The 12739-nt window shown below is 46.8% G+C and carries 11 protein-coding genes; 8 read left to right on the plus strand and 3 right to left on the minus strand.

Translation table 11 applies throughout. From position 1 onward, the window contains the following. Positions 1-11: 11 nt before the first annotated feature. Entirely contained in the window at positions 12-1856 is a 1845-nt protein-coding gene (locus tag CRO25_RS07650; RefSeq protein WP_079694535.1) for an IucA/IucC family siderophore biosynthesis protein, read from the plus strand. Positions 1857-2034: 178 nt separating this feature from the next. Here the strand turns inward: CRO25_RS07650 and CRO25_RS07655 are convergent, their stop codons facing one another. Then, on the minus strand, positions 2035-2625 hold the full coding sequence (locus tag CRO25_RS07655; protein WP_176854284.1) for a GNAT family N-acetyltransferase: 591 nt from the start codon (positions 2623-2625) through the stop codon (positions 2035-2037). Positions 2626-2630: 5 nt separating this feature from the next. After that, entirely contained in the window at positions 2631-3077 is a 447-nt protein-coding gene (locus tag CRO25_RS07660) for a RidA family protein (protein ID WP_072732520.1), read from the minus strand. A 367-nt stretch (positions 3078-3444) separates the two neighbouring features. Between CRO25_RS07660 and CRO25_RS07665 the strand changes: the two genes are divergently transcribed. Next, entirely contained in the window at positions 3445-4389 is a 945-nt protein-coding gene (locus CRO25_RS07665; RefSeq protein WP_079694536.1) for a glycosyl hydrolase, read from the plus strand. Between the two features lie 243 nt (positions 4390-4632). Further along, positions 4633-5067 (plus strand): hypothetical protein, encoded by a 435-nt coding sequence (locus CRO25_RS07670; RefSeq protein ID WP_063563348.1) that lies wholly within the window; start codon positions 4633-4635, stop codon positions 5065-5067. A gap of 7 nt (positions 5068-5074) precedes the next feature. Here the strand turns inward: CRO25_RS07670 and CRO25_RS07675 are convergent, their stop codons facing one another. Further along, positions 5075-5959 carry an AraC family transcriptional regulator gene (locus CRO25_RS07675; protein WP_079694537.1) on the minus strand — a complete coding sequence of 295 codons (885 nt, stop codon included), beginning with the start codon at positions 5957-5959 and terminating at the stop codon, positions 5075-5077. Positions 5960-6084: 125 nt separating this feature from the next. On the opposite strand from CRO25_RS07675, the gene CRO25_RS07680 reads away from it, so the two are divergent. The 5 genes from CRO25_RS07680 to CRO25_RS07700 all read left to right on the plus strand — a co-directional run bounded on the left by CRO25_RS07680 (position 6085) and on the right by CRO25_RS07700 (position 12720). Further along, positions 6085-7374: a Gfo/Idh/MocA family oxidoreductase gene (locus CRO25_RS07680; protein WP_079694539.1), complete on the plus strand. Its 1290-nt coding sequence runs from the start codon at positions 6085-6087 to the stop codon at positions 7372-7374. Positions 7375-7482: 108 nt separating this feature from the next. Then, positions 7483-9300: a sensor histidine kinase gene (locus tag CRO25_RS07685; protein WP_079694540.1), complete on the plus strand. Its 1818-nt coding sequence runs from the start codon at positions 7483-7485 to the stop codon at positions 9298-9300. Beyond that, positions 9275-10837, plus strand: a complete 1563-nt coding sequence (locus CRO25_RS07690; protein WP_079694541.1) for a response regulator — start codon at positions 9275-9277, stop codon at positions 10835-10837. Before CRO25_RS07685 ends, CRO25_RS07690 begins: the two co-directional genes overlap by 26 nt. 123 nt (positions 10838-10960) lie before the next feature. Further along, complete coding sequence (locus tag CRO25_RS07695; protein WP_079694542.1) at positions 10961-11875, plus strand: carbohydrate ABC transporter permease; 915 nt, start codon at positions 10961-10963, stop codon at positions 11873-11875. A gap of 5 nt (positions 11876-11880) precedes the next feature. Continuing rightward, on the plus strand, positions 11881-12720 hold the full coding sequence (locus tag CRO25_RS07700; protein WP_072732514.1) for a carbohydrate ABC transporter permease: 840 nt from the start codon (positions 11881-11883) through the stop codon (positions 12718-12720). The last annotated feature ends 19 nt before the right edge of the window (positions 12721-12739 follow it).

Raw genomic sequence — 12739 nt, forward strand, 5'->3', positions numbered from 1 at the left:
GATAATCAATCATGACCAAGGATAACGTCACCATCGATCCATTCCAGCAGACTGTTCATCCCTCTTTAGTATCGCCGAGCGGAATTGCCCGTCAGGAGATGCTAAGCCGTATATTGAACGCCTATCTTCGAGAAACCGAACAGCATGATCCTTATGTTCGAATTGCCACGCGGCCAGACCTTTCGCTTGTTATTGAGCTTCCGCGTACTGGTCAGCGGATATATGGAAATCTGCTTCATCGTTCCGCCGCTGGACATCATGTCTATGGTGACAAGTTTCATATTGCAGAATCAGACGAGGCACAGCCCGATGGTTGGAGAGAAGTTTCTTTTGAACAAATAACGACGCTGTTGCTCGATGAAATATCATCTGTAGAACCCAATTTTGAAGCCCGAATGTTGAAAAGAGCAGAGCTGGAGCAGATGGTTTACAACAGTTTGGAGCATATGACCTCTTATCTGGAGCATGCCCTGAGTACAACCTCTCCTGTAACATTGGATTTTCGCTATCTGGAACAGGCACTGCTATGTGGTCATCCATTTCATCCAACTCCGAAAAGTCTGGAGGGCTTCAGTTCTTCGGATTCGCATGCCTATTCGCCAGAATTTGGCGTTAGCTTTCCTCTCAGCTGTTTTGCGGTCACACCTGAACTCGTGTTGGAGGATTGGCTGGATACCGTGGACTATGGCAGTGAAGCACCATGGGTTCCTGCGGAAATGGCCGAGGCCGCTTGGAAGCACCTCTCTCTGGAAAGCAAACATTATGTCCTGCTCCCTTGTCATCCTTGGCAGGCTGCCTATTTGCGGACACTTGAACCTGTAAAGTCCTTATTACGACAAGGCACTTTGATTGATCTGGGCACTACCGGGCCTTCGGTGTATCCTACCTCATCGGTGCGCACGGTCTGGAATCCGAAGGAAGGTTGTTTCTACAAGCTGTCTCTTCATATTCGAATTACAAACTTTATTCGCGAGAACAATGAAGAGCAGTTGCTGCGCACACTGGATGCATCCAGAATAGTACAGCAGATTCAGGATCGCTGGACGTCAGAGAAATTTCAAATTTTGCTGGAAAAAGGCTACCGTAGCTTGAAGGTTCCAGAGATACCTTCGTCTACTCAGGATGCGCTGATCTCGGGATTCTCCATGATCCTGCGTGAAGCACCAGAGTCTTGCCGCTCTGCTTCAGGGGCGCCTTATGTTGTGGCCTCTCTCATGGAGGTGCTTCCCGGAGAAACTGAACCGCTGTTGTTCCGGGCTGTCCGGGAAAGTCTCCAATCATCTTCGTCGCCGGATCGTGTAAATGATACGAGGGTGCAGACAGACTGGTATGAATGGCTTCGTCAATATCTGGAGTTGTCCATGGTTCCACTTGTGGAACTGTATGCCGAGACAGGCATTAGTCTGGAAGCTCATGTACAGAATTCCATGCTGCGTCTTGAAGACGGCATGCCTGCCACATTTATGGTTAGGGATCTGGAGGGCATCAGTGTCAATCGAGCTTTAGCGGAACAGCACGGTTGGATCTATCAGGTAGTCAACGCCAACAGTCCTGTCCTGTATACGGAGGAAGAATCACGGCATCGATTGAAATATTATTTCTTTGTCAATCACCTCAGTCATGTGGTGCAGCGTCTGGCATACTATACTGGTCAACAGGAGCAGCTATACTGGAGGGTGGTGAGAAATACGTTAGAGGAGCTTCGGAAAAAGACAGCCGAGTCCTCGCACATCAACGACGTCATTCGTGATCTGTTGACCACCGAGACCTTACCGGCCAAAGCCAATCTGCTCAGCCGGTTCCATCAGCGTGGTGAGACGCCGCTATACGTCAACATTCCCAATCCAATGAGGTAAGGAGGTTCCTTTTATCTGCTCCAATTCATTCAGCAGTCTATTAAGTACCTCCCAGCCTCCAATATTTGCACACCAAAAAAACGGCCCTGGCGAACAACACAACGTGTTCTTCCAGGAGCCGTTTCTTTCTTTCTTTCAAATCATTTTCCGATTCATTTCTTATCTCAATTCAAACATTCTATTCGAACTCATCGCCTCTTACTTTGGCATACACCATCATATCTACTAACGTACCTGTACTGTCACGCCGCATCTTGCGCAGTACACCTTCAAGCGTATAACCTGCGCGCTCAGCCACTTTGGCACTTCGCACATTGCGGGCATCACAGCGGATTTCCAGCCGATTCGCCTCCAGATAAGATATTGCGAACTGTTCTATACCCCTGACTGCTTCCGTCATGAGACCCTCACCTGCACGCGAAGTTCTAATCCAGTAACCGATCTCGAAACAACGGGCATTCCAGTCGATTCGATGCAGTCCACTGCTGCCCACGAATTCATCCGTAAATCGGTCACGTAAATGAAGCATCATGTCGGTACGCTCCAGAAATTGCAGTCTGGCTTTGCGAGCATTCGCTTCCGATTCCTCCAATGAAGGTATGTTCTCGGCAAAAGGCAGCCACAAACGTAATTGCTCCGCACTTTCACGAATTGCCTCATTCACTGCCGCTCCATCTCCCCACCTCGGGGCACGAATAGTCAAACGCGGTGTTTCAAAACTTTCGGGAAAAGACAGCATTAACGGATTAATCGAAGCTGGATTGGTCATGAATTCTACTCCTCCACCTGGAATATCGAGTCAATGATCAGCGGCAAGTTATCCCTTACGGATACAGCACCAAAAACGGAACGGGCGTGCACGCCCTGTTCTCCGAACACATCCAGCATGAGATCCGAGAACCCGTTTAACACTTTATGGTGCTCCTCGTACGAGGCAGTGGCATTGATGAACCCCTGCACTTTAACCACCCGTTTCACCCGATCCAGCGAACCAAGCACTTCCTGAACGACAGCCAACACCTCGATGGCAGCATTTCGGGCAAATTCATATCCCTGCTCCGTCGTAAACTGCTCCCCGAGTTTACCACGCTCTCGCGTATCCGGCCCTTTACCGGACACATACATGATTCCATTTACAATCACCGCATTGGTATACTTTGCTGCCGGCGTACTTGCTTGGGGCAATACAATGCCCAATTCGTCCAATCTGGTCTGTATCATCGGCTTCTCCTTTATGTACAAAAATGTCTTTACAAGCTATCAATCTTTCAATTTATTCCTAATTAAGTTAAATCTCAATATACGCCGGTTGCTCTTGAACCGCAAGATGCAAAATGGGCTGAATGGATATTTTCCTTCTATATAAGTAATTAATTACATTTCAATTGTCGATCAGCATAAAAGCTCCAAACTAGAACACAGGTTACAGGTTACTATGCTAGATTTTTAATTGAAAGATTTAAATGAATTAACAAATATATAATTCCTTAAATATTGAAAACGTTATATTGTAATTTCAAATCATTTCTTTTACGATAGAAGCAATAACTCTCAAAATCAATGGGATTGAATATAAGGAGGAATCATCATGAGTGCACCATTGTTTCGTGATCCCATCTTTGATGGAGCTGCTGATCCGGTCGTTGTGTGGAATCATTCCGAGCAAACCTGGTGGATGATCTATACCAATCGCAGAGCCACAGCCGGAGGGCCAAAGTTCGCCTGGGTGCATGGCACGGATTTGGGCGTAGCTTCTTCAGCTGACGGTGGACAGTCTTGGACTTATCGCGGTACGTTAACCGGGTTGGAGCATGAATGGGGACATAATACGTTCTGGGCTCCAGAAATTTTCTGGCATGAAGGCACGTATCACATGTATGTCAGTTACATTCAAGGGGTGCCCCATGACTGGGCGGGCCATGATCGGCACATTTTGCATTACACCAGTACGGATCTGATATGTTGGACTTTTCACGGCAAACTGGAGCTTAGCTCGGATCGTGTGATTGATGCGTGTATTTACCCGCTGCCGAACGGAAAATTCCGGATGTGGTACAAGGATGAAGCTAATTCGTCCCATACGTATGCAGCAGACAGCCCGGATCTCTATCAATGGGAAGTCATCGGTCCGGTTATTACAGGGCGTGCGCATGAAGGGCCTAACGTATTTCGTTTCCGTGATTCGTATTGGATGATTGTTGACGAATGGAGAGGACAGGCCGTTTACAAGTCGTATGACCTGGAGAATTGGGAATGGAACAGTCTGATTCTCGATCAGCCAGGAAATCGTGAGGATGATGGTGTAATCGGTTTGCATGCAGATGTCGTCGTACAGGATGATGAAGCCTATATCTTTTATTTTACCCACCCGGATCGGTTCGAAGGTATCGATCATGCCAGCGAACCCGCACATCGTTCCTCCATTCAGGCCGCACGTCTCGATGTCATTGATGGTGTGTTGGTCTGTCCACGGAATGAAGAGTTACAGATGAAGTTGCGACCTGAGAACGATACAAGTCAAATTTCGGTTTGAGCTGCGTTGTTCCTAAAGTGAGATTTAAACACAGTTATACAACGTCATAATAAAGGACCTGAACCTATGTCTGCGCACGCAGAATTGCTCAGGTTCTTTTTTTACATGTTCGACTTCGGATCGCGTGTCGTCAAGAATTCCCTTCCTGTATTTACCTATAGGTTTAAGTGTCGTTACATGTTATTATGTAGAACTCCATTTTCAAAATGGGAAAATACTAAATACATAAACAAGGACGTATTTATGAGTACAAAAACACGACATATTATTCTGATTTTATTCACTATCATTCTGATTATTGCATCCATCTTTTTTCATAAGTATCGTGAACTTAAACATCGTATCGAGTCTTCTGCCGACTCAGCTTACCGCAGTGTTATTCTGGAAAGTATACATTATAAAAAAGAGCTGGATCGATACATCAAAAGCAACAAAACAACAGATGAAACAAACCTGAGCATCTATACGAACAATATTAAGAACGCTTTCGAATATTATGGGCTCATTACTAATATGGTCGATGGAACAGCCCAAAGGTTATATACTGAACGAAGTGACCTTTTCCATCAGTACTGGCATGTGGTCCCTCCAGCCTATGCGAAGCTTTCATTGAAAGAATTACAAAAGGTAAGTGATAAAACAAACATCATTATTAAGGGACTCCAACGTTTGAAATAAACCCACCCTATTTCAGCACTCTCGTCGAACCTACTTCTCTAAACTCCTGTCGATATGTCCTCGGAGACACCTGAACCGTGCGCTTGAACATCTTCCCGAAATGTGAAAAATTGCTGAATCCCGCTCGCAGAGCGATCTCGGTTATGGAATCCTCGCTTTCACGCAGCAAACGCTGCGCCTCCTTCACGCGAAGCAGATTGAGATAATCGCTGAATGTAAAACCTGTAGTCTGTTTGAACAAACGGCTTAGATAATGGGGACTAATTCGAAATAATGCAGCAACCTCCCGCAGCGCTAAATCCTGCTGATAGTTATCGTTGAGATAACGCACCACTGCCTGTGCCTTGGGATGCAGAACCGGCTCACTGTCGGCCGAGTGCACGGTGCTCAAATGTTTGTTACGGTAAGCAAACAACAGCAGTTCAACGGATCGGTGACGCAGCAGCAGGCTGCTTCCAGCTCTGTTATGGACCATCTCATCAATCATTTCACTGACCATTCGGTCCGCTGTTTCACTTACCTGTGAAGGAAGCCTCAGAATGGGAATATTCCAGCCGAATGGCTCCTTAAGGCCCTCTGCCAGCTCAGGTAAAATGGCTAATTCGGTGAACAGTTCTGGCTTGATATACAGAACAATTCGATCATGATCTGGCCTTCCACTCTCCATCGTTTTATGAACGGTATTCCGGTTAATGAATACGAAATCTCCGGCTTGGACCCGGTAAGTTCGATCCTTGATGAAGTATATGCGCTCACCCGATAGCAGGTAGTACAGCTCATAATGGTCATGCAGATGGTCATCCGTCATAGAAAAATATCCAACGCGGCGATCATATTCGATATTCAAATATCCGGTGGGATCATTGTAATCCGCTCGAAATGTCTGTATCATGCAGCTGCCCCCTTTAGTTGAATTATAGCAAAATAAGCGGCATTTGAAAGCGATTACGCACAAAAAGCGGCGAAAGAAGTGCTTCCTTGTTATAGTCTAGAGCTATATTCAAGGAGGCGATAGACATGAGTAACAAAAAACGCTATGTATTGGTCGGAACAGGCGGCCGTGCTGAATTTTTCTATGGAGCATTAGCTCAAAATTTCAGGGAAACATCCGAACTTGCAGCTTTTTGCGATATTAACCAGATACGCATGAATTACGCCAATCAGTTGCTGAGGGAAAAATATAAATACAATGAGGTGCCAACCTATACTGCAGATCAGTTCGATCAGATGATTGAGAACGAGAAGCCGGACTTCGTCATTGTAACCAGTATCGACCGCACCCACCACAAATACATCATTCGAGCAATGGAGCTTGGCTGTGATGTTGTGACTGAGAAGCCCATGACCATCGATGAGCATAAATGTCAGAATATTCTTGATGCCGTCAAACGGACTGGACAAAACATACGCGTCACCTTTAACTACCGCTATGCACCGCACCATACCAAAATACGGGAATTGATTCAGAATGACACGATCGGAAAAGTGACTTCGGTCCACTTCGAATGGCTGCTGAACACGCGCCATGGCGCAGATTACTTCCGCCGCTGGCACCGGGACAAGCGTAATAGTGGCGGACTGCTCGTACACAAATCCACGCATCACTTCGACTTGGTCAATTTTTGGATCGGTTCGCAGCCTGAGACCGTCTTCGCATTCGGCGATCTCATGTATTATGGTAGAGAAAACGCAGAGGAACGAGGCGTGACCCAGTTTTACACTCGTGCAACAGGCAACCCGCTTGCGCAAGAAGATCCTTTTGCCCTGCATCTGGATTCGGATGCACATCTCAAAGCCATGTATCTGGATGCTGAGCCGGAAGACGGCTACCAGCGGGATCAAAGCGTATTCGGAGATGGCATCAACATCGAGGATACGATGGGCGTTCTTGTCCAGTATCAGAATAAAGCCATATTGACCTATTCACTGGTTGCATACCAGCCGTGGGAAGGTTATCGCATCGCCATTAACGGCACCAAAGGCCGGATCGAAATGAACATTGTGGAACAATCCTATGTTAACTCGCTGGGTGACAAAAATCTTGAAGGTGCATTGATTGGCAAAACACTGCGTGTCCTTCCCATGTTCGATGCCCCATACGAGGTTCAGGTCGAGGAAAAAGAAGGCGGCCATGGCGGAGGTGATCCTGTACTTCTGAATGATCTGTTTGGAGAGCCAGCGGAAGATCCCTACCACCGCGCTGCCAACCAATTCGACGGAGCAAGATCCATCCTCACCGGAATTGCAGCCAATCGCGCTATCGCAACTGGTTTACCTGTTCGCATCAACAATCTGGTTCGTTTCTAGGAACGCAAGGCAGCTCCAACCACATTTAATTCAAAGACTGCGTATGATACGCAGTCTTTTTCCCATTTTGACGACGGTCTTGAAGTCTATTCGCTTAAGGAGGAACCCATGTTTTTCTCATTAAAAAGCCGCCTGATCGCCTTTATCGTTGTGCTCTTCGTTCTTTGTTTTGGCACACTCTCCTTCCTACTCTTTAAGGAATCACGTACCGTGATCCGCTCTTACATTGAATCCTCTGCTCTTGAGAAGATGGAGGAATACGGCTCCTATGTCGATATGGTTCAAATGCAGATCTATGATGTAGCTTCTCTTGTTTTCAACAGCGATACCGCCAAGAACTGGGATAACGCGATGAGTGACCCCAACCTTCCTGAAGGGGAAAAGATGCTTGTCAATCTGGCGATGAGCCGTTTTCTGACCCAGGCTACGAACAGCTACACCAGTATCTCCGATGTATCCATCTATCGACGAAACGGGCTGAGGATTGGCAGTGAAAATCAAGTAACGACCGACCCTCTCTTCTTGCAAGAATTATGGTATAAAAATTTCTTTATCTCAGGGAATCACTGGCTGCCTGCACATACCGATCAACATGAAAATATAAGGGATCACGGCAACCCGGTAGTTAGCCTGCTGATGCCCATTGGGACCTTTCACCATGCTACAGCCCAAAATGTGATGAAAATTAATGTCAGCGAATCTTACTTTCTGGAACCGCTTAACCGAATCCATCTGGCCGAAAGCAGCACTATTTTTCTGCTGGGCGAACAAGGAAGCCCTATTCTTTCCCAACAGGCCAATCAGCTTGGTGCCGAAGCTTTAGCAGAAATCGATCAGATTCGGAACAACTCGCTCAAATCGGGTGTGGTGTACCTGAACAATGATGAAGGACAACCTGACATTCTGGTATACAAAAAGCTAGGGCGTACGGGCTGGATGCTGGCGGGTCTGGCACCGGAAAAAGAGCTATATTCTTCTCTTCACAAACTTCAGAGTACCATTCTGGTGGTCACCATTGTTCTCATTCTCGTCTCTTTGTTTGCCGCTGCCTGGCTCTCTTATGGCGTCACCAAACCTTTAACACGACTGGTATTGGCCATGAGACAGGTACAACGCGGCGCATTCGATCAAGCAGAGTCCCTTCTACCTCCGGACAAAAATGTAAAAAGCGAAGTCAGTTATGCCATCTCCACTTTCCGCTACATGATCAGCCGATTGCGACAGCACATCCAGAATGAATTCGAGTTGAAGCTGCTCCGCCAGCAAGCTGAGTATAAAGCGCTACTCATGCAGATTAATCCCCATTTTATGTTTAACACGCTGGAACTTGTGAGCAGTCTCGCCATGCAGCGCCGAACAGATGATACAGTTCAGGTCATTGAGGATCTGGGCAAAATGATGCGATTCTCCATGAATACAAGTGACGACAGGGTACAGCTTGCAGAGGAACTGGCTTATATCCGGCACTATATCTCCATTCTGCAAACCCGTTTCGGTCATAAGCAGGACATTACTCTGACACAGGAAGGCAGGCTGGATTCCCTGGTCATCATCAAATTTATTCTTCAGCCGCTTATTGAGAATGCCGTCAAATACAGCTTCCAGCATCAGACGACGGCAGAGGTACACATCCGGATCTCCAAACGGAATAACCACCTGCATTTCAACATTTCAGACAATGGGCCCGGGATTCCAGCCGAAATCATTCAGAAAATTCATGATCCTGTTGAAACATCTCAGCTGGAACCCCTATTGCGAAGCCAAAGCTGGCACATTGGGCTCGGTAATGTAGTTGCACGCTGCCGCTTGCATTACGGAAGTCTGTTTAACATTCAGATCGAGAACGGAGAGTATAACGGCACGTCAATTGAACTGATTCTACCTGCACAGGAGGAATATGATGTACAACGTATTAATCGCAGATGACGAGATCGAGGTTCGCGAAGGACTAAAATTGAAAGTGAACTGGCAAGACATGGGCTTTATCATTTCAGGTGAAGCAGCAAACGGCATCGAAGCGGAAGAGCTTCTGAAAGCTGAACATTTTGACTTGTTAATTACAGACATGAACATGCCTGTCATGGATGGCGTCCAATTACTGGACGTTTGCCGAAGCCTTAATCCTTCCATTCAAATTATGATCATCACTGGATATGAAGATTTCCACTATGCCAGAGCAGGTGTGCGCAGCCAGGCCATGGACTATTTGCTGAAGCCTGTAACCCGGGATGAACTGAAAACCACTTTAAATAAAATCAAAGATGAGTTGGATAAAAAGAAACAGCTGCACGGCGATTCCGAAATGATGCAATGGCGTCTCTCCCAGTATTACAAAGAAATGAAGCAACGTTTCCTGCTTGATCTTGTTAGGGGACATCGCCTCCCACCTTCTTCACTGCCAGAGCGAATGCGGCTGTTTCATCTGGAATCCTGGCAGGATCACAGCGTCTGTTTCATCACCGCTGGCATGCGAGACTCCGGTATACAGACTGCCTCAGTGGAACGTGTTCCCGAAAAGCTCTACCTTCCCTTTGAGCTGCTTTGTCACGAAATGGCCCAGTCCTATCCAGATAATGTGCAAGTGTTCCATGACGGAGCCCACCCTGGAATTATGCATTTCATAACATTGGAAGGTATTCAGCACGAATTTGCTCAGCAGATCACAGCACAGACCCACTCTGTCTTAACGATGAATGTACAAGTTGGATTGGGATTGTCCGTGTCTGGGTTTGAGCGCTGGAAAGAAGGTTATATTCATTCCCTCTTGGCTTGGAACTCTGCTGGACGCAAAGGTACACAGGACCGTGTGCCCGTAGTAGATCATAGTCCATTACTGCCTGAGGAAACCAGTCGCATGCTGCATCGTTTCCTCATTCGTGGAGAGCTGGATTCCTTCCGCAGCGTGATTCGAAAGGAGCTTGCTGACTCATTTCGGATATCCACTACCCATATGATCCGAAGCCTTTTTCAAATTTCATTATTGTTCGAACACGAATCCTCGTGGATTTCCCCGGAATGGGTGCTTTGGCTAATGACTCCAGACCAGGCAGAACTGCTGCTGATGCATTGGGTGGAAGATTTTGTGAATCAACAGCAGCCATCCGAGGTTGGAGAAGATACGGTCATTGAATCAGCCAAACGATATATCGAGGAAAATTACATGTTGGAACTGACATTAACTTCGTTAGCTGAGCAATATAACTACAACTCTACCTATTTTTCAGAGATATTCAAAGAAGCTGCCGGCATCTCTTTTATTCAATATGTAACCGAGGTGCGAATGAAACATGCCATACGTTTACTGAAGGAAACCCAACTAACCGTTTGGGATGTTACAGAGCTGACAGGCTTCCGTTCCCCAAGCTATTTCAGTTCAAAATTCAAAAAAATGTTCAACATAAGTCCTTCGGATTATCGTTTGCTGCATTCCGAAAAAATTGATAACCATGATCCGAAGAAATGAGATTCCGGCTTCTCCCTCTCCCCGGTATGATGAATTTACCAAGAGAATCACCGTAAATATTGTAAGCGGATTCAATTCTGCGGTGATCACGAATTCACATCCAACCCTGAAGGGAGGCCTATGATGAGAAAGCTGTCCAAGCCGTTATACGGCCAGCAGAATATGACTGCCTATTTGTTTCTGCTGCCCTGGCTCATCGGACTTTTCTGTCTGACACTCGGACCGATGGTTGCGTCGCTCTACCTGTCCTTGACGAAATTTAATTTGTTAACATCACCAACGTGGACGGGGCTCAGAAACTATGTCCAGATTTTTACCGAAGACGATACCTTTCGCAGATCTTTGGGGCTAACGTTTTATTATGTATTTCTATCCGTTCCGCTAAGGCTTGCCTTCGCCCTACTTGTAGCGATGGCGCTGAACAAAGGGATTCGGGGACTCGGCTTATACCGGACCGTGTATTACATCCCTTCCCTATTGGGAGGCAGCGTCGCTATTGCGATCGTCTGGCGTCAGATTTTTGAGGGAAGTGGTTTGGTCAATCAGTTTCTGAGCTGGTTCGGAATTACCGGACCCGCCTGGATTGCCCATCCCGATTATGTGGTCTATACGATCGTCACACTCTCTGTATGGCAGTTTGGTTCGGCCATGGTTATCTTCCTGGCTGGCCTAAAGCAAATTCCAGCCGATTTATATGAAGCTTCGGACGTCGACGGGGCAGGAAAGGTACGCCAATTCTTCGGCATCACACTTCCGATGCTCTCGCCTGTTATTTTTTTCAACCTGATCATGAGCATGATCAATTCGTTTCAAGCCTTTACACCCGCTTATGTGATCGGGGATGGACGTGGAGGCCCGCTCGACGCCACAATGTTCTATACCTTGTATCTGTATCTGAAAGGCTTCTCGTTCTTTGATATGGGTTATGCTTCTGCCCTGGCGTGGATCATGCTGGTCATTATCGGGGTATTCACCGCAATCGTCTTCCTCACCTCGAAATTCTGGGTGTTCTACGGCGACAATCAGGAAGGGAGATAGTACACATGCCACTAAAGCGACGTTTGGTTCAAGCCGGGAGGCATGTCGCCATTATCCTCTTCGGTCTGTTGATGTTGTATCCGGTGTTATGGTTAATTCTCAGTTCATTTAAACCGAATCATCTCATCTTCACCAATAGCAGCCTGATTCCAACCAGCTTCACCCTCGATCATTTTGTGAATGGCTGGAAAGGATTGCAAGGGGTGTCGTTTGGCCGCTTCTTCGGCAACTCGGCACTGATCTCAGTCATGAGTGTGCTGGGAAATGTGATTTCTTGTTCCCTTGCAGCCTACGCCTTTTCCAGATTAAAGTTCAAGTTCAAAGGCCTGTGGTTCAGCATTATGCTGGTCACCATCATGCTTCCTTACCATGTAACCCTGGTACCTCAGTACATTCTGTATAACGAGCTGCATTGGATTAATACGTATTTCCCGCTCATTCTGCCCAAGTGGCTGGCACAGGATTCCTTCTTCATTCTGCTCATGGTTCAATTCATCCGTGGTATTCCACGGGAGCTGGACGAGAGTGCAACCATTGACGGTTGCGGGCAATCTCAGATTTTTTTCAGAATCGTGGTGCCTCTTCTCGTTCCTGCACTGATCACAACAGCGATCTTCACCTTCATCTGGAGCTGGGATGACTTCTTTAGCCAGATGATCTACCTGAGCAAAATTGATCTGTTTACCGTACAGCTGGGGATTCGGTCATTGTTTGATCCATCGGGACAATCGGATTGGGGCGCACTGCTCGCCATGTCCACGCTGTCTCTGCTGCCTGTGACCATCATCTTTCTGGTATTTCAGCGTTATTTTCTAGAGGGAATTGCAACGACTGGGCTGAAGTGATTACGAAATTACGAAAATA

This window comes from Paenibacillus sp. RU5M (genome assembly GCF_900221055.1).
GTDB lineage: Bacteria > Bacillota > Bacilli > Paenibacillales > Paenibacillaceae > Paenibacillus > Paenibacillus marchantiae.

Coding starts and splice junctions, on each gene's coding strand:
- CRO25_RS07650 (WP_079694535.1), top strand. CDS start 12: ATGACCAAGGATAACGTCACCATCGATCCATTCCAGCAGACTGTTCAT.
- CRO25_RS07655 (WP_176854284.1), bottom strand. CDS start 2,625: ATGACCAATCCAGCTTCGATTAATCCGTTAATGCTGTCTTTTCCCGAA.
- CRO25_RS07660 (WP_072732520.1), bottom strand. CDS start 3,077: ATGATACAGACCAGATTGGACGAATTGGGCATTGTATTGCCCCAAGCA.
- CRO25_RS07665 (WP_079694536.1), top strand. CDS start 3,445: ATGAGTGCACCATTGTTTCGTGATCCCATCTTTGATGGAGCTGCTGAT.
- CRO25_RS07670 (WP_063563348.1), top strand. CDS start 4,633: ATGAGTACAAAAACACGACATATTATTCTGATTTTATTCACTATCATT.
- CRO25_RS07675 (WP_079694537.1), bottom strand. CDS start 5,959: ATGATACAGACATTTCGAGCGGATTACAATGATCCCACCGGATATTTG.
- CRO25_RS07680 (WP_079694539.1), top strand. CDS start 6,085: ATGAGTAACAAAAAACGCTATGTATTGGTCGGAACAGGCGGCCGTGCT.
- CRO25_RS07685 (WP_079694540.1), top strand. CDS start 7,483: ATGTTTTTCTCATTAAAAAGCCGCCTGATCGCCTTTATCGTTGTGCTC.
- CRO25_RS07690 (WP_079694541.1), top strand. CDS start 9,275: ATGTACAACGTATTAATCGCAGATGACGAGATCGAGGTTCGCGAAGGA.
- CRO25_RS07695 (WP_079694542.1), top strand. CDS start 10,961: ATGAGAAAGCTGTCCAAGCCGTTATACGGCCAGCAGAATATGACTGCC.
- CRO25_RS07700 (WP_072732514.1), top strand. CDS start 11,881: ATGCCACTAAAGCGACGTTTGGTTCAAGCCGGGAGGCATGTCGCCATT.